At 68.2% G+C, this 22,867-nt stretch carries 16 protein-coding genes and 4 CRISPR repeat arrays; of the genes, 4 read left to right on the top strand and 12 right to left on the bottom strand.

Translation table 11 applies throughout. The features are described from left to right. Positions 1–9: 9 nt before the first annotated feature. The 3 genes from OG965_RS39095 to OG965_RS39085 all read left to right on the top strand — a co-directional run bounded on the left by OG965_RS39095 (position 10) and on the right by OG965_RS39085 (position 3,234). Positions 10–222 (top strand): hypothetical protein, encoded by a 213-nt coding sequence (locus OG965_RS39095; protein ID WP_371648050.1) that lies wholly within the window; start codon positions 10–12, stop codon positions 220–222. Positions 223–824: 602 nt separating this feature from the next. After that, on the top strand, positions 825–2,393 hold the full coding sequence (locus tag OG965_RS39090) for a helix-turn-helix domain-containing protein (protein WP_371648051.1): 1,569 nt from the start codon (positions 825–827) through the stop codon (positions 2,391–2,393). Positions 2,394–2,745: 352 nt separating this feature from the next. Further along, on the top strand, positions 2,746–3,234 hold the full coding sequence (locus tag OG965_RS39085; protein WP_371648054.1) for a hypothetical protein: 489 nt from the start codon (positions 2,746–2,748) through the stop codon (positions 3,232–3,234). A 186-nt stretch (positions 3,235–3,420) separates the two neighbouring features. Beyond that, positions 3,421–4,181: direct repeats of the CRISPR family, unit length 29 nt; unit sequence CGGTTCACCCCCGCCTGCGCGGGGACCAC. A 598-nt stretch (positions 4,182–4,779) separates the two neighbouring features. Here the strand turns inward: OG965_RS39085 and OG965_RS39080 are convergent. The 11 genes from OG965_RS39080 to OG965_RS39030 all read right to left on the bottom strand — a co-directional run bounded on the left by OG965_RS39080 (position 4,780) and on the right by OG965_RS39030 (position 20,299). After that, positions 4,780–4,968 (bottom strand): hypothetical protein, encoded by a 189-nt coding sequence (locus OG965_RS39080; RefSeq protein WP_371648056.1) that lies wholly within the window; start codon positions 4,966–4,968, stop codon positions 4,780–4,782. A 473-nt stretch (positions 4,969–5,441) separates the two neighbouring features. Beyond that, a complete protein-coding gene (gene cas6e / locus OG965_RS39075) occupies positions 5,442–6,116 on the bottom strand; it encodes a type I-E CRISPR-associated protein Cas6/Cse3/CasE (protein ID WP_371648058.1) in 675 nt (224 codons plus the stop codon). Beyond that, entirely contained in the window at positions 6,113–6,937 is an 825-nt protein-coding gene (gene cas5e, locus OG965_RS39070; protein WP_371648060.1) for a type I-E CRISPR-associated protein Cas5/CasD, read from the bottom strand. The genes cas6e and cas5e overlap by 4 nt, the downstream gene beginning before the upstream one ends. Further along, positions 6,934–8,109, bottom strand: coding sequence for a type I-E CRISPR-associated protein Cas7/Cse4/CasC (cas7e, locus tag OG965_RS39065; protein WP_371648061.1), 1,176 nt, complete (start codon positions 8,107–8,109; stop codon positions 6,934–6,936). Before cas7e ends, cas5e begins: the two co-directional genes overlap by 4 nt. A gap of 23 nt (positions 8,110–8,132) precedes the next feature. Next, positions 8,133–8,807: a type I-E CRISPR-associated protein Cse2/CasB gene (casB, locus tag OG965_RS39060; protein WP_371648063.1), complete on the bottom strand. Its 675-nt coding sequence runs from the start codon at positions 8,805–8,807 to the stop codon at positions 8,133–8,135. A 27-nt stretch (positions 8,808–8,834) separates the two neighbouring features. Then, positions 8,835–10,445 (bottom strand): type I-E CRISPR-associated protein Cse1/CasA, encoded by a 1,611-nt coding sequence (gene casA, locus OG965_RS39055; RefSeq protein ID WP_371648067.1) that lies wholly within the window; start codon positions 10,443–10,445, stop codon positions 8,835–8,837. 65 nt (positions 10,446–10,510) lie between these two features. Continuing rightward, positions 10,511–13,240 (bottom strand): CRISPR-associated endonuclease Cas3'', encoded by a 2,730-nt coding sequence (locus OG965_RS39050; protein WP_371648070.1) that lies wholly within the window; start codon positions 13,238–13,240, stop codon positions 10,511–10,513. Positions 13,241–14,313: 1,073 nt separating this feature from the next. Then, positions 14,314–14,688 (bottom strand): HD domain-containing protein, encoded by a 375-nt coding sequence (locus OG965_RS39045; RefSeq protein ID WP_371648072.1) that lies wholly within the window; start codon positions 14,686–14,688, stop codon positions 14,314–14,316. After that, entirely contained in the window at positions 14,678–15,016 is a 339-nt protein-coding gene (locus OG965_RS39040; RefSeq protein WP_371656808.1) for an HD domain-containing protein, read from the bottom strand. The genes OG965_RS39045 and OG965_RS39040 overlap by 11 nt, the downstream gene beginning before the upstream one ends. Positions 15,017–15,246: 230 nt before the next feature. Continuing rightward, positions 15,247–15,944: a CRISPR direct-repeat array (repeat unit 26 nt; unit sequence GGTTCACCCCCGCCTGCGCGGGGAGC). Positions 15,945–16,157: 213 nt separating this feature from the next. Continuing rightward, positions 16,158–16,549: a CRISPR direct-repeat array (repeat unit 25 nt; unit sequence TCACCCCCGCCTGCGCGGGGATCAG). Positions 16,550–18,029: 1,480 nt separating this feature from the next. Further along, positions 18,030–18,970: direct repeats of the CRISPR family, unit length 22 nt; unit sequence TTCACCCCCGCCTGCGCGGGGA. A gap of 739 nt (positions 18,971–19,709) precedes the next feature. Next, on the bottom strand, positions 19,710–19,931 hold the full coding sequence (locus OG965_RS39035; RefSeq protein WP_371656797.1) for a hypothetical protein: 222 nt from the start codon (positions 19,929–19,931) through the stop codon (positions 19,710–19,712). Positions 19,932–19,954: 23 nt separating this feature from the next. Beyond that, positions 19,955–20,299, bottom strand: a complete 345-nt coding sequence (locus tag OG965_RS39030; protein ID WP_371656796.1) for a DUF6233 domain-containing protein — start codon at positions 20,297–20,299, stop codon at positions 19,955–19,957. Positions 20,300–20,933: 634 nt separating this feature from the next. Here OG965_RS39030 and OG965_RS39025 point away from each other — a divergent pair. Beyond that, positions 20,934–21,476, top strand: coding sequence for a hypothetical protein (locus OG965_RS39025; RefSeq protein ID WP_371656795.1), 543 nt, complete (start codon positions 20,934–20,936; stop codon positions 21,474–21,476). Between the two features lie 93 nt (positions 21,477–21,569). On the opposite strand, the gene OG965_RS39020 is transcribed toward OG965_RS39025, so the two are convergent. Further along, positions 21,570–22,010: a hypothetical protein gene (locus tag OG965_RS39020; RefSeq protein WP_371656794.1), complete on the bottom strand. Its 441-nt coding sequence runs from the start codon at positions 22,008–22,010 to the stop codon at positions 21,570–21,572. Between the last annotated feature and the right edge of the window lie 857 nt (positions 22,011–22,867).

Below are 22,867 nucleotides of genomic sequence, written 5' to 3'. Positions count from 1 at the left end.
GACCTGACCGTGATCGATGAGTTTCGCAAGTCGTCGTGGCTGCTCGACAACCTCACCGCCGGCGTGCACATCCTGCTCGGCTCGCTCTGGTCGGGTGTACTGATCGCATGCGCCCGGGCCTTCCGCGCCGGCCTTCAACGGCCCTCAGCGCGCAGGATCCTCGACCGGATCAGCGGCACCGTCATCGCCGGCTTCGGCATCCGCCTCACCCTCGGCAACTGATCACCACCACGTCCCGGGGGAACACGACCACACCACGGACACCACCACGAGACCGGTCCGCCAACAGCAGGCCGGCAGACCAGGCGGCTGGCCGGGGGCCGAAGCGGTGGGCGGCAACGGCCTCGCGGGAGACGGAGCGGCCGCCCGCCCAGCCCGGCCGCGACGGCACGCAGCGAACTTCACCGGCCGCAGCTGGCTCACTGACCGGGCTCTACCCTGCCGCCGATCCATTCAAGGGACTTCCTCCACAGGCGTGTTGGGCTGCCGTCAAGGAGTCGGCGGACGATCAGCCGGATCCGCAACCGCCTGGCCGGCCCCCTGAGGGGTCGGCCCCCTCGCTGCGGCCGGCCAGCACGGATCCGGTGGCGAGCCGGGGGCCGCCCCCGTCGATGACTGTGGCTGCCGGGTGGGCGACGTCCGGTGCCGCGGCGAGGAGATGAGCGAGACGGGTCCGTGGTGCAGAACGGAAACCGGCCTGCGGCGCACGGTGCAGGGGCGGAAACAAAACGCCGCTTCCTGTGCACAGGCGACAGACCAACCACCCCAGATGGTGCACCGGGACCATACCTGAAGCACCACCGGGGCTCCTAGCGTTGCCGACCATGACAGGCCAGCTGACCTGGACCCACACCCCATCAAAATCCCGGAACACCACCCCGCACCCCCCTGCCCGCGGCAGCGGGCTGACCACTTCACCCCAAGCCTCGACAGCCGCCCCCACCAGCGAGGACCAGCGCCTGCGGCCCCCGCCCACCCGACGGGGACCGCTCAACGCTCACCGGCGTACCAGGCCCGCTGATCTGCTCGAACCGCTGGGCCCGTTGTCCCCGCGCATCCACCAGCTCCTGACCGAAGGTGACCGGCACGGCACCTACACCAACGCTTCCCTCCAGCGCGGCGGCCACAACAGCGCGGCCTCCGACCACGCCTGGGCCCTCACACGTGCTGTGGCAGCGGGTGCGGTGCAGGCGGGCTGGAGCCGCGCCGCGTTCGTCCAAGTCCTCCTGGACGGCCCCTACCCAGCCGGACAAGCCGCCCGCGCACTCCAGCACCGGCGTGGTTACGACAAGGCTGTCGCCTGGCTGCACCGGGCCTTCGACGGCGCCCGCCACTACCTCCAGACCCGTGACCCGCTGTGTGGCCGGCAGGACTTCCACGCCGCCCTCGCCGCCTACCGCACCCGCATCGAACGCACACCCTGGCCAGGCACCGCCGCCAAAACCGACCTGCGCAACCTGATCGCCCGCCTCGACATCTGCACCCGTACAGGAGGCTGGGACCACACCGTCTCCGAACGCGACCTCTCCGAACGCATGGGCTGCGCCCGCACCACCACCCACCGCTCCAACCAACGCCTCCTCCGTGCACGGCTGCTCCGCCAGCTCGACCACGGCACCCCCACCGAAGGCGCCCGCTGGATGCTCCTGCCCCCCACCGGCACCGGCCCCCTCAACCTGTCCCACGGTGAGTCCACCCCCCAACGGCCCCAGGCTGGGGGGGCCATGAGTGGACCCACCATGAGACACACCCACCACAACACACACCACAACACCGAGGGTGACGCCGACCTCGACTCACACACTGCCGCGCGATTGATGGGCCTGGATGCCTTCGCCCACCGCGGGCTCAGCTCCAGCGGACTCGCCATCCTCGCCGCACTCGCCGAACACGACGGACAAACCCTCACCGAACTCCAGGCATCCGCCTCCATCTCCCGCGCCACCACCTACCGCCAACTCACCACACTCACCCACCTCGGCCTCACCCAACGCGAAGGGGAACTCCTGCACTTGGCTCCCGCAGCGCTCGCCGGAACAGGCCAGCCCGGCCCCCACTGCGAACAGCCCACCACCGACTGGAGCGACGTGGCAAAGCGTCTGGGCGTCCACGGCATAGGTGAACGCAGACGACAACACCACCACACTGAACGCGCACGATGGCACCACACGCGACGACTACTGGCAGCCCGGAACAGACGAACGCAACCACCGCCCCATCCGATGCCACCGGTTCACTTCACACAAGCAGCCAACACCACACACGCCGCTCCCACAGCACCAGAACATCCCACGCCTCCAGAACACATCCCCCACAGCCCCCACCATCAGAGAGCCCCCTCTCCAACGCCATCCACGCACACAGAACCCGCGCACCGCTCACCCGTCCCCTAGGGACCAGAAGCTGAGGAGGCCTTCGGGGCGGGGCGAACGCACAGCCGGGCAGACCATCCCCGCCAACCTGTGCAACAGCCGCGAAGAAGTCAGACGGCCCCCGGCGCCCTGTCCCGGCCGACGCCCCCGACTCCGCCCGCGCACTGCCTCAGCAGCGAACCACTCACGACAGGCGATCGGTGTGTCAGTCATTCACCGCCAGCGTCTCGCCGCTGCGCCGCACGGCTGATTCCCTCCCGAAGAAACCCCGACCGTGGGGGGCGAGCGGCGGGTTGACGTGCGCGGATGACGTGGCGGGTTCAGGGTGGTGGGGCTGGAGTGGCGAGTGCCTGGAGGACCTCCGCACAGCCCGATGCAGCAGCCCGGCGGCGAGAACAAGCAGCCCGCACGCCGACGGATACGACCGTGGCTGACGCATACGGCGGCGGCCACGGTGGGGCTGCTGATCGGAGCGCTGGCCGCCTCCGTGGACCGCTCGTCCTCCCACGACAGCGCAACGCCGACGGCAACGGTGACAGCCACGCGCACCCAGACGACGGCGCCATCGCCGGCGACTGCTCCGGCACGCTCCCAGCAGGCAGGACGCGTCAAAGCCGGGCAGATCCCGGGAGACGGCGTCTTCCTCATCGGCCGCGATATCGAACCCGGCACCTACCGCAGCGAAGGCCCCCAGGGCGACCCCATCACCTACTGCAACTGGGCCCGACTGAGCGGAACCAGCGGCGAGAGCAAAGACGTGATCAGTTCCGACTCTTCCAAGGGTGCCGAGACCGTCACCATCGCCGCCACCGACAAAGCCTTCCGCAGCAACAGCTGCCAAACACGGAAGAAGACCAACTGAGCAACATCCTCGACCACTAATCATGAGCCACCAATCCGCTGCCATTCCCGGGCGAAGGCGGCCTCATCCGCGCTGCCGCCCCGTCAGCAGGCCCACGACCTCACGGCCCGTCGCGGAGACAGGGCGCAGACCACCCAGCCCGCGCGAGGACCACCACGATGACCAGGCCGCCCGCCGTACGTACGGCGGTTCACCCCCGCCTGTGCGGGGACCACTCGCCCTTCTTGCCGATCGCGTGGCACAGCTCCGGTTCACCCCCGCCTGCGCGGGGACCACAGCAGCCGGTCCTCCTCCGAATACACCGCCACCGGTTCACCCCTGCCTGCGCGGGGACCACGCGAGCTGGTCGTTCAGGCGCTCGGACTCGGTCGGTTCACCCCCGCCTGCGCGGGGACCACAAGTAGATCGTCCCCCGGCCCGACGCGTTGAGCGGTTCACCCCCGCCTGCGCGGGGACCACGCCCGGTGCGCGCGGTTCTCGACCTGGTGAAGCGGTTCACCCCCGCCTGCGCGGGGACCACGATGAGGAGGTCGTCGGGCATGGCGCGGGCCCCGGTTCACCCCCGCCTGCGCGGGGACCACACGGTGTCGCCGTCCGGGTGCGCGGTGTGCGGCGGTTCACCCCCGCCTGCCCGGGGACCACCGCTGACGCCACGGAACCCCTGCGGCCTGCTTCGGTTCACCCCCGCCTGCGCGGGGACCACGGCGTAGGGCTTGTGGGAGAGGACGCACCGGTCGGTTCACCCCCGCCTCCGCGGGGACCACCCGGGCACGCGGCGCACCGTGTCGACGTGCGCCGGTTCACCCCCGCCTGCGCGGGGACCACCCGTCTTCGGCCCTGATGTATAGGAATTCGTACGGTTCACCCCCGCCTGCGCGGGGAGCAGTGGATCGTGCCCGCGTACGCCAGGCCCACGTGTGGTTCACCCCCGATCGCTATCACCCCATCTCTCGGACATGCTAGGCAACCCTTCGCCGTCCCGGACTGCGGTCCCACCGTAGAGCGAAAGACTTAATTGAGTCCGCCGTGAACACAGGGCCCGCACCGATGCGCCCGATCGGACGCGGGAAGTCTGGATGACCTCCGTCCAACTGAGCCACCCTCTGCCTCGACACTCCCAGTGCTGCGGCTGCTTCCCGATACCCCATCAACTCTTGCGGCCCTGGGTGATCCCGTTCAGCATCAGCTCGTTCCGCCGTGACCACGCGTAGATCTGTGAGAACGGGAATCTCTCCGAGCACAGACTCAAACGCCTGGTAGGCGGCCGCAAGGGCCCTCCGCGTAGCGCTCGCCAGGTCGGGAGCTGCCAACCTCCATACCAACAGGAGGTGTCGGTTCCCTTCTTCAAAGCGGACGAGTCCTGGAATATGCCGGTGTAGCTCCTCGTACTGCGCTTCGTCCGGGACGTCGACTGCATCAGCGTTGACCGACGCCCTCCACTCCTGATCCATGCCCTTCTCCTTCTGCCTGAGGGGTGCTCGCATGACGGTGACGAACGGAGAGAGGCGGGGGCCTGGGCGGCTCCTGACCCCCGCTAACGCGCGGCTAGTCCTTCGCTGGAAGGACCAAGCCTGCGCCGCTCAGCAAATTGATCAGGTCCAGCCACTCGCCGAAAGTCTCCGGCGTGCGGTAGGCCGTGATCATGGTGCCGCCTCGGGAAAACATCCACATACCGCTGCCGGTTTGCCGGCTCTTGAAGCCCTGGGCCTCTAGAGCCGCGAGAAGCGCGTCCATCCGATCCGTCATTCCGATTCCACCCCCAACCCTTTCCAAAGTCAAGAGATTGAGGAGGCACCGTAGCGTCAAACCTTTCCATGAGCAAGGTTTCCAGGTCAGGGCGTTATGCCCGTCTCACGCCCGGAGAACTACTCTGGGGCAAGGGCTCAAGGCAGCACCCCGACGGTTCACTCCCGCTTGCGCAAGGAGCTGTCCATTGCGTCCCGGTCGCTGCCGAGCGAGTCCGGTTCACCCCCGCCTGCGCGGGGACCACGTGCCCCGCCACACGGGGGCGACGCCGATCTCCGGCTCACCCCCGCCTGCGCGAGGATCAGTCATTCCCGCCCGTCCCGCCGCATCAAGATCCGGTTCACCCCCGCCTGCGCGGGGACCGGGGTCCAGCAAGCCCGCAGAGAAGGCCGGTACGTGGATTCCTCCCGCCGTAACTACGGCTTCTCGGAAGACGTTCAGGTCATCTTCGGGTCCATCACTCACGACCGCTGCCGTATGGGCGCAAGTGTCAGCAGACCGCATCCGTATGCCTTGCCCCGGCCGATACCTGCCGCGAGTTTCTCGCGGAGTAGGTCGGCGTCGAGGACTCGGGCCATCCCGTCGAATTGTGTGCGGGAATGCTGAATTTGCTGCTTTGCGGCGGCACCTTTGGAACCTCGCGGACCGCGTACCGCGTCGAGCGGCTGGGCGTTGACGTGCAGAGGTTCCAAACCAGCGGCGGTGGATTGGCGTTCCCACCATTCAACGGCAGCATTACCGCTCAAGGCGACGACCGGAGGGAGGTTGTACGCCTCCCGAGAGGTGACCCCTGGTTTGCGCACGGGATTGGCCACGCAGCGGTAGTTGACGATTTGCCCCTTGTGCAGCTGCGCCAACAAGTCGTCAAGGATGCGCGTTTCGACTTCTCCGTAATCCGCTGGCAGGCGGGAGGGAGCCGGCTCTAGGCGACTCTGCAGGAGGATCTGCGGTCCACGCACGGTTTCCTCAGCACGGAACAACACTCCGAATGCCGCCCGGGCCGGGCCTTCGACTCCGTCGGGGAACAACTGCATCACACGTTGGTGCAATCGGATGCCCTGGGCATTGCCGCTGAGATCTCGGCGGGCCTCGGCAGAAGTGGGTGAGGGCAAGATGCGGGTCAGCCACACAGTCACCAAGTCCTCCTCTGCGGATGGGAGATGTGGGTATCGATATAGCTCTGGAGCTTCTCCAAATAGCCGGTGCCGAAGCCTTCGTATCTTGCATCCGGAAGGTACGCGGCACGCCGGTACAGCGGCCGGGGCCGGTACAGACGCTCCAGCGGTGCGAACGACATCGGCTCGTCGGTGACTTCGCCGCTGTGGTGGTCACCGTCACCGCTGTCTGGGGCGTCGGTGTTCACGGGGAGCACTCCGAGCGGTCTGTCGCCGTAGAACTCGATCGGCTGCGGGCCGCCGCGCGGTCTTTTGGCTGCCAGCGGCATCCGGACCAGGTGCTGCAGCGGATCGTCCACGGTTCCCAGCAGTACCGGACCCTCTGGCGGGCAGGACCGGCGGCCGAGAAAGAGGGGCCAGTGCGGGTCGCGCAGGGCACTGGCGCATGAGTGAAGCAGTTCTTCATCGTCGGACGTGAGCGCGAGGGTGAAAGCGGCGTCGGCCAGATACTGGCGCTTGGAGACCAGAGTGCCCTTGCCCTTGGTCCTGCGTTCCCCATCAACGGTGATCACCGTCTCATCGGCGGGCAGCCCACCGCCTACGGTGTGGAAGTCGGACAGCACGACGCCGGGTCGGTCGACACGTACCGTCATCGACAGTTCCGTGAGGTCGTCCAAGGGTGCCTGGCGCTCCCGTCCGAGACCTGCGGCGAGCAAGCCCACGACGCCGGACCGGGTGGGGAATCGGGCTGTGTCGCGGCGCAGGAATTTGCTGTGGGTGCCCCAGGACTGGAGTGGGCCTGCCAGGCGCAGCAGCAGACCGCGGGCGGGGTTTTCGGTCACTGCGGCGCCTCGGCGAGAGCGATGCCGATGGAGGTGGTGACGAGTGCTTCGAAGGACGCGTGGCGCTCGCCGAGGTGCTCCAGCTTGTCGAAGTGGAGGGAAGCGTGTGCCGCGTGCAGGACCCGCTCGGGGCCGAGGAGTGTGTTGGCAGCCTTGGAGTAGGCATCGACGCTTTGCACGGAGCGCCCGACGTAGCCGCCGTGTTCGGCAGACCGTACGGGCTCTTCGAAGGCTGCGGCGAACGACAGGGGCCGGTCGGAGCGGACGGCCACGTGGACCAGGTGAGGGAGCGTGTGCGGGGCCGTAGAGTTCTTCTTCGCCTGCGGTAGCGATTCGATGAAGGAGAGCAGGAACTGGCCGGCGAGCTCGCGGGCCGCCTCCAGGACCATGTCTTTGTCGTCGCTCAGGTTCTTGATGAGTTCCTGGAGATCAACGGTGGCGAACCGGTAGAAGGTGCCGGTGCTGAACTCGGCGGTGCCCATGTGACCGCTGCCGGTTTCGTCGCCCCTCATCGCGGTGACGTCGTCAACGGCCGCGAAGTAGTCGAGTTCGATCTCGGTGGTGTGCGTGGTGAAGGCATGCGCGACCTGGACGGCACCGTCGACATCGGCCCGGTCGACCTCGGCGAGCATGCGCCCGAAGAGGTTGATGACGCCGTTCCTATTGGTCAGGACCTTGTCGATCTTTCCTTTCAGAGCGCTCTCGGGCTTGGTCTTACCCCTCCCGGTGAAGTCCGTGGTGAGCGTGTCCTTGTGGGCTTCGGCGATGTCAGCAAGTTCCTCGACAGCGCTCTCGGCGAGGTAGACAAGCGCGTTGGTCAGGACCTTGTTCGTGATGGGCTGCTTGTCTTTCCCCTTGGCCACCTCCCACTTGATGCTGCTTCCCGCCGCAACATGCGCACCCGCACGTTCGGCAAGGGCCTTCTCCCATCCACGGCTGCAAAGCACTTCGGCGACCCGCTCGCCGATGCGGCGTGTGCGCAGCGCGTTGTCGCCGAGCGTGTCCTGGAAGTGCTCGCGGATGGCCCGCTTCCAGGACTGGCTGGAGATGCGGGTACGCAGGGCGTCGCCGTAGAGCATGGTTTTCACCGAGTTGGTGTCGTCCCGGTTCAGGTTGGCGTAGGGCACGGGTTGGACGACGTGGATGTCGATGAAGCGTGGCTTGCGGTCCATCGCGATCTCCTGTGGTGAGGGGTTCAGTCCTGATCGGCGCGGGCGGTGATCCGGTAGAAGTCCTGCAGCCAGCGGCGGCTGATGCGCCCGGACTGGTAGGGCCAGTCGACGAGGTCTGTCAGCAATTGGCCCCAGTCGATGGTGGCGTCAGTGGTGCGTACCTGGTTCACCGCGGCAGGGAGGTGAAGGTGGATGCCGCGGAGGCTCTGCCGCGTCAGGAGATTGAGGCGGCTCTCTGCGGCACTCATCCGCATGGAGGCACCCTTCGCCATGACGGCATGGCCCAGCGTGGCGCCGAACGAGGGGCCGTAAGGGGCGGGCTCGGGCGCGGCGGCTCCCTCGTCCGCTTCTCCGTCCTCCTGAAGTACTTGCTGCGCCACCGCTCCCACTTGGTCGGCGGTGTCTTCGTCGTCTTCCTGGTCCGTCGCGAAGGCGTGCCGGGGCTGGGCCGCGATCAGGGCGGCCACTGTGTAATGTGCCTGCGCTGATCTGTCGTCGCACCCCTGCGGCAGTAGCGGCGTCAGCAGCCGGTGCATGGCGCGGGCGCGCGGGTGGTTCAGATCGCGGCGCAGTCCCGCGCGCAGCGCTGCGCGGGCGCCGGGGTCGGTGCGGCACAGGCGTTCGATGTGCGCGGTGAATGCGGCGAACGCAGCACGATTCCTTGGGTGCTTGTTCGCTTCAGGGGCTTGGAAGGTCATGCCTGTCCTCGGGTCGGCGGACGACGGTCACGACTTCTTGGCCGCCCGTCTCGTCTGCGGTTGCTCCATCGCCTTGTGTGGGTCTTTCAGGGCGGCTAGGAGGATCGCTTTCGCCCTGGCGACGGCCTTCGCGCCTCGTGGGGTGCGCGTCACGGAGTCGGTCACCGTCTCGTAGGCATCGAGCGCGTGTCGCCCGAAAGCCCTGCATGTGGCGTCGAAATCGAAGCCGGAACCCTCGAGACCGTCCAAGCGGTTCAGTTGCCGAAATCGTGACCAGAACTCGTCCTCCGCCGACGGCCAGTACCGTGCCGTGACCGCGTCCAGCCATGCTCCCGGATCATTCTTCTTGTCAGCCGTGTACTTCAGCCAGGCTTCCTTCGTGGCCTGCTCCAGCCGGCCTCCGAAGAGCTCGCCGAGCTCGCGGAGCTGACGCACGGGCAGGTCTGTGTTCGCCACGTCTTCCTCCACTCGGGTAAGGAGGACCGGGGTCGTGGAGTCGACGTATTGATGGTTGGCCGCCTGGCTGGAGTCCTGTTCGAAGCCGAGCGCGCGTACGCGCAAGTACTCGCTGACGTCGAAAGCGTGGTCCATGACCCTCGGCTGGATGGGGCTGGAGTCATCCAGCTGCTTGAGCAGAAGGGCATCGATGTCCCGCCACAGAGATCGGGAGGCGCGTGCGGGCCGGGGGGAGCTCTTCCCCTCCTTGTCGATGTCCCAGATCAGGTAATCGTCTTCCGGCCGGATGCGTTCGGCGTTGTAGGCCCAGGTGATGTACGCGTCGGCGGTGTGCTGGCCATCCTCGTCAGGGACGAGCAGGAGAGCGTGCTGTGAACAGGCGGTGAGCCGGGAGCAGGGACCCTGTGGCTCGGGCATCGGCTGGAGCGGGTCCGGGAGGTCATCGCGCTCCCAGGGACACAGGTCGCTCATTCGGCTGACGTCGCCGTCCGGCGGCGTCAGACCTGCCAGGAGCGTGAGGAAGAGGTTGTCGCACTCCGGGTGATACGACAGCGCAGCGCGCAGTGGTGAAGCCTTCGCGTAGTGGTGGCTCACCTGGCCGACCGCACGCCTCGAGAGGCCGCCGGGAGATCCCCAGTAGTGCCAGGTCAGCAACGACAGTGCCGCCTGCGAAAGGTTGGGGAGTACGAGCTGGTCATGGCTCCAGTGCCCGAACCAGGAATGGTTGTTGCCCGCTGACCGGCTCATGACCAGCTTGTGGACCCCGGCGGTGCGGTTCCTGTCGCACTGGTCGGAAAGGCGAGGGTCCTGAAGCCAGGGACGATCGCGATCGAACAGGTCGAATCGGTGAGTCCACTGGTCGAAGTAGCCGGCGATGCCGGCCTTGCGGCCGTCGGGGAGTTCGATGCTCTGCTCGGGAAGACCCTGCTCAAGGATTTCCTCCCGCCGGTCGCCCCAGCTTCCGGGACCGGCCTCGTCCAGCGCGGTGATCCGGGCCGTGAGCGCGTACAGCAAGCGCAGCATCGCAGAGTGAGCCGGAGCCTCCGGAATCAGCAGCGTGCGGATCTCTCGGGCCTGCAGGAACAGGCTCCTGAGGCCCACGTGAGATGGGCCTGACTTCCCATCCAGCCATGCGACCGGAATCCATGGCTGTTCGATCAGATTGGACGCAGGCGTGGACACGCCCCTCCCCCCGTGGCCGGACTTCCTCCGAATGCTAGAAGGACGTACCCGGGCGGCGTGGGCGGTTACGGCAACGGATCAATTTTCAGGCCAAGTTCACTTATGCAGAAACGGTGGGTCGGGCTGACGTACACCCATGCACCGTCTTCCCGCCTCAGGTTCAGTCGGAGAACATTCTGGAGGGCGGCCATGTCGCGCCAGGCGGCGTTGGCATCGCCCTCCACACCCTCGACAAGTCGCTTCGGCACCGGTATCAGATAGGGGACGAGCTGGCCTGGATTCGGTCTCCTCTTAGGGCGGCGTTGCTCAAGTTTCTGCTCCAGGACGCCGTCCTCCAACAGGTACACCGTCTGCCCCTGCTTGTCGGGCCCGGGGAAGAGGCAGACCACATGCACCACCTCCTCACCGAGCACAGACGAGAGCAGCTCGGGCTCCAAACCGGGGTGGCAGCGGCTGAGCAGACCGAGGTCACCGTCGAGCTCCCGCGGTCCAGGCACCGCCAGCCAACCCGCAGTACCCCTGGCTCTGCGTTCCCGCACCGCGCGCCGGTTGTCGAGCTGCTGGAGCTCACGCGCCGCGGACTCCCCCAACCCGTCGACGAGCTCGTCGGCGTACACCTCATCCAGCAGCAAGGGCAGTTCTCCAGGCAGCGAAATGGTCCTGCCGGCCCCCAGGATCAGGTCAGTGCGCCGCACCAGCGCGGCCTCGTCCCGTGCGGACACGTTGTCCGCTCGGAGCACCACCAGCCTTGGCCGATCACTCACGCTCTGCGCCGCGCGGGCCAGCAAGGCCGCGAGCGGTGCCAGTCCAGAGATGACGAGGTCAAAGTGCAGACCCCGGACATGTTCCAGCATCGGCGTTGTCACCAGCACGGAGGGCCTGGAGACTCTACCGTTGGGGGCGAAGGCGTTCCGGCAGGCTGCAAGCCGCTTCCATCGGTCCTTGTTGCGCATCTGTTCATGGATCAGGGTCACATCAAGGCCGGGCAGATCCTGTGTGAGCTGATGGAACGTGCGGATGGCTTCCGCCGGCGTCGACCGGTAGACGACGGCCCGTCCGCTGCCTTCTGTGACCACCGGTGCAAGAGCCGCCCGGATCTCGGCATACGGCGAACCGTCAACGACTGTGATGCCGAGCGTGCGGCCGCGCGTGCTGCCGGCAGGCTGCTGAGGCAAGTGCCCGCCTCCCGACCGGGCATCCACGAACGACCACCCCGGCGAGCGGCGAGGCTGGGTCACCGGCTCCTGACCACCACCTGCGCCCCGGCGGTAGGCCGCCAGCATCGCATCCACGGACGTGTCCGCAGCCGTCGCGGCCAGGACAACCGGTATCCGCAACGCAGCAGCCCACTCCAGGAACCGGAGCATCAGCTTCTGCCCCCAGGCGCCACGGGCATGGGCTTCATCCACCACGACGACCTTGCCGGAAAGGGCAAAGAGCCTCATGACGTTGAACTTCACCGGCATGACAGCCTGCAGAAGCTCGTCCACCGTCCCCGTGCCGAGCGCAGCCAAGAGCGCGCGGTGATGGGAGTTGAGCCAGCTGTTCGCTGTCAGGGCCCACTCCTCACCAGGCTCCGCGCTGACTCCCCCGGCTGCGTTGGCGTGCGCCCACTGCTCCGCGGCTTCCGCCGGCTTCAATCGCGAAGAGCTGTGTAGCAGCAGCGACCGCCAGGGCCCGGTCAGCGCCTGCCCGGCGAACGCGTGCACCTGCGCCATGTGACTGTCGGCCGCTGAACCGGTCGGCACGGCGTAGAAGAGGCCCCGCGCATTCGCTGCATGCCCAAGGACGGCCGCTGCGCGAAGGACCGCTTCGGTACGGTCCTCTGACGGCGAAGCAGTCACGACCACCAAGCCCGGCCCATGTTCGGCTACCAGATCAGGCAACTGGCGAGCCATGCTCACCCCAAGACCCGTCTCCCCCACGCCCTGTGCAGACTCTGACGGCCGGGCGAAACCCGTCCCGAGCAGGTCCGCCTGCTGCACCAGACGGCGAGCCGCCGTGCGGGCGATCTGCCAGTAGGCGTCCAGGTCTTCGGGAGTTCCAGCCCATCCCTCGTCCCTGAGCCGGGTCAGGATCTCCTCTTCGATACTGGCCAGCCAGTCCGACAAGGTCACCAACCCCGTCAGGACAACAGCCGCCTCCGGCGTCATCCGCCCCTGCGGAACCCAGGTCGCCCCGACCACTCTGCGTACCTCCTTGAAGTGGAGCCGGCGCTGCTCCTCCCAACTGCCCGCGCCCATACCGGGGTGACGCGCAACGGGGCACCTCGAGTCCTTGTCGTAGACCACCGGGTGGAAACGGCCACCGTGCCCACCGAGGAGCTGGGCCACCGCATGGCTGAGCCGGGACTGCGGACGCCGCCTCGAGTCCGGATAGCCGCTCTCCCTGAAGGCCCCCACCAGCCACCAGTGCGCCGCCGCTTCGTGCGACTGCCTGTCCTGCGCGGCACCAGCACCGAACCCGTACCCCGGCTCACCCCTCAGCTCCTGGGCTTGCAGCCTCTTGTCCGCGTGTTTCGGTCCATTCGAGTGCAGTTGGAACGGCACACTGATCTTCCCAATGTCATGCAGCCCCGCCCAGAATGCCGCGAGCGCACGCGCCTGCCCAGGCGAAACCTGCAGCGACTCCACCACCATGCTCCGCTGGTGCGCGGTCAGTAGTTCATCCCAGACCAGCTCGGCGACGGCCGCCGTGTCCAGCAGGTGACAGATCAAAGGATGCGTGTGATCTGCACCGCGAGCGTTCTGGCCCAGTCCGGCATGTTTGCCCCACAGGCGGGCATCCAGGGGCATAGTGCTCCTTGTCACAGGTTCAGTGCAGGTGTGCCTCAGCAGAACGCAACAGAGCGACCCTTGCCTGCAACATCGCCTCGCCCTGCCGCGCCCCGCGAGGACCGACGGAGGGGAATTCAGTCAACCGCAGGCACTCGAACTGGTCCTGCGCGTAGAGTACTTACTGCTGCACGTCTCCCTGGGAGGTGCGCGGAATCCCATTGGCTCTCCCGCCGACGGCACACCGAGATGAACGCACGACCCTCTCGAGGGATGTGGCGCAACCTCGGCCCTGTAGGCGCTATGGAGAAACAGTGTCCAGGTTCCCGCAGAAGTTCGTCCAGCGACGCGAGGTCCTCCTCGAGGTCTCCCGCGTCGTGGTCAGCGCGGTACTCCGTGTCCTGATCAACGAACTCGTCAGCTGGCTCTTGTGAGCCAACGGTGACGGACCCCAGGGGTCCGTCACCCCTTTGCATAACGGCGATGCCCCGCAGGCTGGCCACTCTCCGCACACCCGAAGTCGACCCAACGCCTAGGTTCACCCCCGCCTGCGCGGGGACCACTTCAGCTGTCGCCTGTAGTCGGTGAGCGTGGCCGGTTCACCCCCGCCTGCGCGGGGAGCGGACATCCTCAGACAGGCGGCGCGTGTACGTATGCGGTTCACCCCCGCCTGCGCAGGGACCACAGGGCGATGCACTGCACCAGCGCGGCTTCCGTCGGTTCACCCCCGCCTGCGCGGGGACCACCGGTGCAGGACGCCCGTTTCCTGGTCCGCGCCCGGTTCACCCCCGCCTGCGCGCGGACCAGAGTAACGACGCGGTAGAACGCCGTCTCGGTCTTCCCCTCCCCCGTCGGCGCCGTCACCACCAAGATCCCCGACCATCAATCGCCCCGGACAGCCCCGCCTCCACGCTCTTCTGCAAGCCGTACGGACGCGCGATCTCAGGGAACAACTCAGCGAAAGTGCCGCTCCGCAGGGCCGCCCACCCCAGACCCGCTTCCTCCTACAAGTCCGGTACTCCACGCATCAGAGCCCGCGCATGGCCAGCCAGTGACGCACGGGAACCCACATCCGCTTGGCCAGCAAGGCGTATTTACTGCCGGAGGATGACGTGCTCCTGGCTGGCGATCCAGTCCGAGACGATCACCATGCCGGCGATGACCACAGCCACCTCCACCGGCAGCGCCCCGCAGGCCGGTACCGCAGGCCCACCCAGCACCTCGTGCAGCGCCGCCACATGCTCCCACCGCTGCTCAGCCCAGGCACCGGCCCCCAGCTCCCGTGTCACGCTCAGCGGGTCCTGCAGATCACGCAGCTCAATCCCCTGCGGGTAACGGCCGTGATGCCCGCCCAGCAACTGCGGCACCTGCGCGAGCAGCAGCCGCGCGAGCCGCCCGCCCGACTGCGGATATCCCAGCCGTGCCAGCAGCTGCGGCAGGGCGCGGTGAGTGGCGTACTCATGCCGCACAACCCCTGAACCGCCCCCGGACAGCACGCCCGTCCGCATACGCCGCCTCGTCGAGGAAGCCGCAGGCAGCCGGCCTGGTCCGAGCCGCGAGCCGCTGGAAACCCGGCGTGATCTTCCCCAGATCGTGCAGACCCGCCCAGAACATCACCACGCCACGGGCCTGCTGCGGCCCGAGCTTCAGCGCCTCGGCGACGCGACGCTGCTGGGCGGCCGAGAGCACCGAGTCCCACACCGTCCCGCACACCACCGCCGTGTCCACCAGATGCCCCGCCAACGGATACGGCATGGGCAGCCCATCAGACTTTCCCCATAAGCATGTATCGACCATCACTCCCCCACCCCGAGCCCAGCAGCAGGGCAGTACTCCACCACACGCCACAGACAACGCCACAACACACCAGGCCAGACCCCCCACCGACAACACGCCCCGCCCCCAGGGACGTTGACGAGAACACCAGCCACTTCCCCCCACACAGCCGCTCACCGCAATCCCGCCCCGAACCACTACCGCCTGCCGCTACCACAACACCGCCAAAGCGCCCGCGCCTGGCCCGATCTGGCTCACCCCCACCTGCGCGGGGAGCGGGGCGATCTCGCAGAGGCGAGCCACGTCCTGAGCGGTTCACCCCCGCCTGCGCGGGGACCACATCGGGCAGCCGTCGTGCCGCCACGTGGAGTCCGGTTCACCCCCGCCTGCGCGGGGAGCGGACCCAGCTCAAGACCCAGGTTCGCCAGACCGGCGGTTCACCCCCGCCTGCGCGGGGAGCGGGCCTGCACGGCTTCACGGAACCACGTGAAGTGCGGTTCACCCCCGCCTGCGCGGGGAGCAGGTCGCAGTGAAATCGTCGCGTCGTTCCTGGCGCGGTTCACCCCCGCCTGCGCGGGGAGCAGGGCCGGCCGCTGGTGACCAGCGAGTCCTGCGCCGGTTCACCCCCGCCTGCGCGGGGAGCAGGCGCACAGGCGGTGGGAGTCGGGGTGATGGAACGGTTCACCCCCGCCTGCGCGGGGAGCAGTAGTTCGAGGAGCGCGGCGAGGTCGGCTGACGCGGTTCACCCCCGCCTGCACGGGGAGCAGGGCGCACAGGCAGCCGTTGAGCCAGAGGGCGCCGGTTCACCCCCGCCTGCGCGGGGAGCAGGCCGAGCTCTACGCCCTGCGTCGCGAGTACTGCGGTTCACCCCCGCCTGCGCGGGGAGCAGGGCCTGCTGGCACGCCGAAAGGTACTGCCCGACTGGTTCACCCCCGCCTGCGCGGGGAGCGGGCTTCCTGACCTGCGACGCTGAAGACCCTTTGCAAGTTCTTGACGCATGCCACTAGGGACCACTGGAATCTCCTCACTCACTGACGAACTGCACCGAGGCTCCAGCATTTTAGACAGGAAGTCTCGCGAGCCCAGCCGACCGCTCACCAACGGCGGATACCTGTAGAGAGGCAAAAGGGGCGCGAGGGTGCCGGCGAATGTGAGCTCAACAGCACAGCCCAGGCGCCCGGGATCAGCACCGCGTCCACAACGCCTGCTCTGCCACGTTCGGTTCACCCCGCCTGCGCGGGGATCAGGTCCTGGTCACCGATTCCGTGGATTTCCTGGGCGGTTCACCCCCGCCTGCGCGGGGATCAGCGGCCCGAGCGGTACATCAGATCCACGTAGCCCGGTTCACCCCCGCCTGCGCGGGGATCAGACGCTCCTCTTGACTGATGCGGACATGGTGGGCTTGGTTCACCCCCGCCTGCGCGGGGATCAGGGCGAGCAGTCTTCGCAGGGCATCCGCCCCTCCGGTTCACCCCCGCCTGCGCGGGGATCAGCTTCCCGCTGGCCGCGCCAACTGCCGTGCGGACGGTTCACCCCCGCCTGCGCGGGGATCAGGCTTCCTGAGCTGCTACATCAAGACCGCTTTGCCGTTTCTTGGCCAGCAAGTCCCGGATCGAACATCTCCCCCCTCACTCCACGGCTCCCACCATCTCACCCATCACCGCTGACGTCAGAACATCGCCAACAGCCTCCGCTCCAACGGCGCTCAGCACCGCCAGCACTCGACACCTCCCCACCGGCCGTACGGGCCAAGCCCGACCAAGCTGCTCGCACGTGCCTCACAGTGGGGCGGTATTGCAGGAGAGTGCGCAAAAGATCACGGGATCGATGCGAGATGGCTGCCGCGACCAACGCTTCAACGGTGAGGACCAGACCTCGCTGTAGACGACGCCCCCGGTGCACACCACGGTAACGAAATACAAGATGCACATCTCCCGGCTCCGGTACTGCCGCAGCCGGGGGCCGCCGTGCCGCCGAAGAGCCCCCGCCGGCCTCAGGGTCGACGGCGAAGACCCGCGGTTGAACGGCCCAGCGGGGGCCAGGATCACCTGCCAAAGAGTCCATACGGCTACCCGTGCCGGGGAGCGTTGCCGAGCGGGTACCGAAGACACCGTGCGGCCAGCCGGCGCGGGAGCTCCGCCGGACGCGATGCAGGGCGTGGCCTGGAAGTCCTTCTCACCGCGCAGGCACCAGCCATGCTGCACCCCGCCGTCCCCCGACTTCACGCCAGTGTCGGCGCTGCCCCTGGCAGAGGCTTTCGGCTCCGAACCGATACCTGCTCCCCTCGACAGTCTCAACACCAGCCTGTGACGGGATGTTGGTCACCGCACCCGCGTCTCCTCGCTGCGCCGGATGGCTGTTTCCTGCCTCACAGGAACCCAGCAGTAGTGGCGCTGCGGCGGGTTGGCGTGCGCGGGCGGGGTGGCGGGTTCAGTCTGTGGGGATGGAGTGGCGAGTGCCTGGAGGGCCTCCGCATGGACCGATACAGCGGCCCGACGGCGAGGACGGGCAGCCGAGGAGCAGGCGGATCCGGCCGTGGCTGACGCATACAGCAGCGGCCGCGGTGGGGCTGCTGATCGGAGCGTTGGCCGGCTCGGTGGGGCACTCCTCCTCCGACGGGGGCGCCTCCCCCACGGTGACAGCCACGCGCACCGAGACCGCCGCGCTGCCGCCGACGGCAGCTCCGCCACGCTCCGAGGACGCAGGCCACGCGAAGGCCGGGCAGATCCCGGGTGACGGCATTTCCCTCATCGGGCGGGACATCCGGCCCGGCACCTACCACAGCGAGGGCCCCCAGGGCGACCCCATCACCTACTACACCTGGGCCCGACTGAACAAGACCAGCGGCGAGGGCAAAGACGTGATCAGCGCCGACGCATCCAAAGGAGCCGAGACCGTCACCATCGCAGCCACCGACAAAGCCTTCCGCACCAACGGCTGCAAGACATGGAAAAAACCAACTGACGCGCATACTCCGACCGTTCAAGCCCAAGCACCTCACGCCCATGCACCCGCCACCAACCAGTACGCTTCCCCCTTCACCCCCGCCTGCGCGGGGAGCGGTGAGCCGTGTAGACCCGGGGGTCGATCCGGTTCGGTTCACCCCCGCCTGCGCGGGAAGCGGCCCACCGATCCGATGGGCATCGACGTCACCACCGGTTCACCCCCGACCTGCGCGGGGAGCGGTCGCGGATGCCGCCGTCCGCGTACGACAAGCCCGGTTCACCCCCGCCTGCGCGGGGAGCGGTTTGCCACGACTCAGATGGAGCTGTCGTGGATCGGTTCACCCCCGCCTGCGCGGGGAGCGGAACGGGCGCAACCTCGGCGTCTACCCGATCGCCGGTTCACCCCCGCCTGCGCTGGGACCACTGCTCGTGTACGGGCCAGCCGCCTCCTCGGGCCGGTTCACCCCGCCTGCGCGGGGACCACATGGCCACGGCGCGCTGCCGCTTTGCCTCAGCCGGTTCACCCCCGCCTGCGCGGGGACCACGTGACCAAGATCGACCTCATGTAGTCGTAGGCCGGTTCACCCCCGCCTGCGCGGGGACCACCTGGACCGCCCCTCGATCCAGGGAGAAAAGCGCGGTTCACCCCCGCCTGCGCGGGGACACGAGCGAGGGAAGGTCTTGACCGCTACGGACGACGGTTCACCCCCGCCTGCGCGGGGACCACTTTGCCCGTCAGGTGGGTATAGGCGATCGGATCGGTTCACCCCCGCCTGCGCGGGGACCACGCTCATCCCGGTGCTCCCCTAGAGTCCAGCGTCGGTTCACCCCCGCCTGCGCGGGGACCACTTGCCGGTCTTGCCGACACCCTCCCCGAACGTCGGTTCACCCCCGCCTGCGCGGGGACCACGCGGTGTGCGGGACCGCCGCGAACCGGGGCGGCGGTTCACCCCCGCCTGCGCGGGGACCACCTGACACCCCGCCCGGCGGTGCCCTACCCTTTCGGTTCACCCCCGCCTGCGCGGGGACCACGCTTCGTGAGCTGGGATTCTTAGGGCGGTTTGCAAGTTCTTGACCATTCTGGATACGCACGAGGCAGCGGGCGCAGGATGTCCGGTCTCAGCACGGGCCAGTTCCCATTCCTTCCCGATCCCGCAGATTTCGATCATGACGTCACCGCCCCTGGCTGGGAACGCTCTCGCCACAGAACAGGCAATCGCCCCTCCGCCATTTCCAGCCGTCAACGCAGGGTAGCGTCCCGTCAACGCGGCAGCCACAGCCGCAAGTTAACCGGCCGGCTGGGGGACTGCGCCCATTCCAGAAGGGGGCGGACGGCACGAAACTCAAGGCGACAGGTCACGGCTGGGGACTCGTACCCTCGGCGTGGATCACCTTGGGCGGGATCTACGGGCAGCTCGCCACGATCGCCGCCGCCAGGATAATCGCCGCACACGCCAACCGGGGTATCAAGGTTTCCTGTGCTGCCGCCTGAGGGCAGCAGACATGGCCGTCGGCACGTACACAGTGATGTTCGTCCGCAGCACGCTCGCCACCGCATCGCCCACACACCACCCGCGACGAACAGACGCCGCGACATCCCCATCCGCAACAGTGCAGCCATCCGCTCCCCCAGGGAAACGGATGGCTGCACGTCACGATCCGCCACCCCCGGCCATGTCCGCCGCACCACCCACGTCAGCCGCACTCCGCCCCGTGATCAGACAGCGCGCACCGCCCGCCCCGACCTTCAGACCGGAGAGGCGCTCTCGTCACGCCGCCTCATAATGGTGCGCCCGGCCGCCCCGCCATTCGATCAGCTCGGAGTTCCCCGCGACCATGTCCTCGGCACTCGTCTCATCCAGGCCCGACTGCCGCAGGAACTCCACCAAGTCCCGGTCGGAGTGGGCAAGTCCGATGATCTGCCCGCGCACGGTCACGCGCCGGCCACCACTACCGCGCGGCCGGTGGACGACTATCGGAGCTTGGTCCATGCCTCCAGAATGCTCCGGGCCGCTCATTCCAGCACACCAAGGGCCGTGTCGGGCCGGCAGAAGTCACAGGCCGGGGCGCCTTCGGCGAGAGCGGCGAGGGCCTGCTCGCGGCTGACGGCCGCGGGCTGGCCAGGCGCCATCGAACACCCGCCGACATGGACACCTTCCGGCAGCCGGGCCTTGCCTGCGCCGCGCCATACATAGGCGATCACCCAGTCCGGTGGAGGCGGAAGCGGACGGCGGGCCGCTTCCTCGGCGGCGCGCTGCCGCTCACGCTCAATCCAGCGCCGCGTCCGGGCCAGGTCATCCAGCTGCACACGCTCCAGGAAGAGCAGAGCAGCGAGCCTCGGAGACACGCTGTCGGACATACGTTCGAGTATAGATCGCATCACGGCGCCCCGCCCCGCGCTCACGGACCCTCTCCCGTGGCAGCGAACCCTGATCGTTGGCCACCGAGTACGAGCGACGGCGGTTCCTGATGTGGGCGTGTGACCGCCCTGATCAGCGCTGCGGCCCTGCCCCCCCATGATCAGGAGTAGAAGGCCGTGACCGTAGTCGGCACGGCTCACGGGGAAGTGGTCCGGGCCGTTGCGGAGGAGTTCCTCGTACCTCTGCGCGCGGAAACCTTACTGATGAGGCTCCACTTCCAGAGGCGAGGGGCCTCTTCGCTGGTCAAGCTGTCGGGGTGACGGGTGAACCAGTTGGTGGCTCACCAGACTGCTGGCTCATGCCCGACCCCGCCCTTCCTGCGCTGCACCGACGCGGCTTGAGCTGCCGAGCGTCGGCCGCCGCGCATCTCGCACGCGAGCTCGACGCTCCGGTCGCCGCCGGCCACTGATCCTGGAGTCCGGTGGGGACCGTCCGATGAACGGGCGACGGCTACTTTCCTGTCGCCGGGGATGAGTCAGGGCTCGTCCGGGAACTCCGTGGTGGAGGGGCCGACGATGGGGAGGGGCTATGGGGGCGGGAACTGTTGCGGTGTTGGTGGCCGGGATAGGGGTGTTGGGTACGCTGCTCGCGCCCTTGGCCACGGCGTGGGTGGGTGCGCGATCGCGTTCGCAGGAGTCCGAGTTGCGACGGCTGGCCGACCAAGACCTGCGGCGCCACGAAGCGACGGCAGCCGACCTGGAGCGTCGGCGGGCAACCTACATCGCCCTCAACACCAGCGCCCGCCTGTGGCGGATACGACTGATGGAAGATCTGAACCGATTCCCCCACCAAGCAGGGCCGTCCCCGGAGACGGAGGAGGCCCGGCTCTCGTTCCAGAACGACTTCGCGCAGGCCCAGATGCTGGTCCCCGACACTGTGCTGGACGCCGCCAACCGCGTACGGATCGCTCTGGCCGACGCTTACAAGCGGTTCGGACGGCTCGGCGAGGCGTCGGCAACCGACGATCACGCGGGTGAGGAGCTGCGTGCGTTCCTGCTGCACATGTGGGACGAGATCACGCAGATGCAGGCGGTGATGCGCAAAGATCTGGGGGTAGGTTCCGGCGTTCCCGTGCCCTCGGAGCGGCCAGGAGCCTACCGGCCACCTTGGGCCTGAGGGATCTCAACAGGGCGGGTTCAGCGTGCGGTTGTGGTCCTGGAATGCCACGTCGCCGCGGACCTCCCAGCCGACTCGCCGCGCAGGTCATCGCTACCGGCTGGAGGCCACGTCACGGGCCGCGTAGGCGAGCAGTTCACCGATGGCTGCCTCGTCGGAGATCGGAGGCCGCCGACGCCACTGCGCCAGCGTCTCCCGCACGGTGAGCGCCACAGTCTGAACGTGTTCCGCCAGGTCGTCGTCGAGTGCCGTCACATCCCCGTCGGCTGTGCGGCCCGTGACGACGATGGTCCCGGCCAGCGGATACACGGCGACGCCCCGCCAGGCACTCGCCAACGCCCAGGCAGCCAGGTTCTGCGGGAGGCCCAACCTGCGGCCGCTGCCATGGATGTGCAGCACCGCCCGGCGGTGGTACACGCCCTGGTCGACACAATCGGGGGAACCGACCTGCTCACCGATCACGCAGAACGCGTCCTTCCGCGGCAGCAAGAGCTCGGTGACAGTAGTGTCCGGGTCAACGCGCAGGGCGCGCATGGCTCCTCCTCCGTCAGGGATGCGGTTTATGGCATGCCTGGGGTGGGTTGGTGGGTGAGTGTCTGCCAGCGGCGCTCGAAGTCCTCGCATTCCCCGGCGACCAGCGCGGGGGTGACCGGCTTGTTGTACTGGGCGGTGATCCCCCGCTCCCCGCACACCCGCGCCACCTCCACGGGCGCGGGAGTGCCGGCGTGTAGCCGGTGTTCGGCCCACACCTGGTAGATGCGCCACCGTACGAAGTGGCGGCGCACGTTGGCCGGGCTGATGCGCTTGCCCCCACGGCCCAACAGCCCCTTCGTCGCGAGGTAGGCCGACAACTCCTCATCGGTGGGCTCATCACCGTTTTCCTCCTGGTACTCCCTCCACGCAAGGTAGTACCGGTCAGAGGCACTCAGGACACCAGTCCCGTTCCCACCTGGGGGTGAACGCAGCTCGAGAGGGGCATTAACCCGGGGGCCACGCTGCTGCCTCGCGCCCTGGGCGGCAGCACCGACGGGCACCGCCCGCGCACCCTCCCTCTGCGACAGCGACTCGTCGGCTTCCTCCTCACCGGCATCGGCAGCATCCCCGGCAGGCGCCTCCCTGTGTTCCCCCTGGCCCTCCGGGGAGCGCCCGACGACGTCCACGGTGTCTCCCTCCCTGATGGGCTCGCTCCCCTCACCGGTGAGGTCCCGCTCGTCCACATCCGCCGTGACGTCGGCCGCATCGGGGTTGGAGGCGTGTTGCTGGTTGTTGCTACGCCAGGCGCTGGCGAGGCTGTCCCCTGAGTGGCCGCTCGGCTGTGGTGGGCGGGAGGCTGCCCGCCGCGAGGCGTGCAGTGTGTAGCGTTGACGGAGGGCTTGGAGCAGGGGCTGCAC

Source organism: Streptomyces sp. NBC_00224, from assembly GCF_041435195.1.
Taxonomy (GTDB): domain Bacteria; phylum Actinomycetota; class Actinomycetes; order Streptomycetales; family Streptomycetaceae; genus Streptomyces.
Note: the sequence above shows the minus strand (reverse complement) of the source record. Positions and strands in the feature narration are given on the sequence as shown.

Bases quoted from the DNA above. Each gene is read 5' to 3' on its own strand.
- OG965_RS39080 (WP_371648056.1), bottom strand. From the start codon at position 4,968: ATGGACGCGCTTCTCGCGGCTCTAGAGGCCCAGGGCTTCAAGAGCCGG.
- OG965_RS39030 (WP_371656796.1), bottom strand. From the start codon at position 20,299: ATGTCCGACAGCGTGTCTCCGAGGCTCGCTGCTCTGCTCTTCCTGGAG.
- OG965_RS39040 (WP_371656808.1), bottom strand. From the start codon at position 15,016: ATGGTCGATACATGCTTATGGGGAAAGTCTGATGGGCTGCCCATGCCG.
- OG965_RS39020 (WP_371656794.1), bottom strand. From the start codon at position 22,010: ATGCGCGCCCTGCGCGTTGACCCGGACACTACTGTCACCGAGCTCTTG.
- OG965_RS39090 (WP_371648051.1), top strand. From the start codon at position 825: ATGACAGGCCAGCTGACCTGGACCCACACCCCATCAAAATCCCGGAAC.
- OG965_RS39035 (WP_371656797.1), bottom strand. From the start codon at position 19,931: ATGGACCAAGCTCCGATAGTCGTCCACCGGCCGCGCGGTAGTGGTGGC.
- casB (WP_371648063.1), bottom strand. From the start codon at position 8,807: ATGACCTTCCAAGCCCCTGAAGCGAACAAGCACCCAAGGAATCGTGCT.
- cas7e (WP_371648061.1), bottom strand. From the start codon at position 8,109: ATGGACCGCAAGCCACGCTTCATCGACATCCACGTCGTCCAACCCGTG.
- OG965_RS39050 (WP_371648070.1), bottom strand. From the start codon at position 13,240: ATGCCCCTGGATGCCCGCCTGTGGGGCAAACATGCCGGACTGGGCCAG.
- OG965_RS39085 (WP_371648054.1), top strand. From the start codon at position 2,746: ATGCAGCAGCCCGGCGGCGAGAACAAGCAGCCCGCACGCCGACGGATA.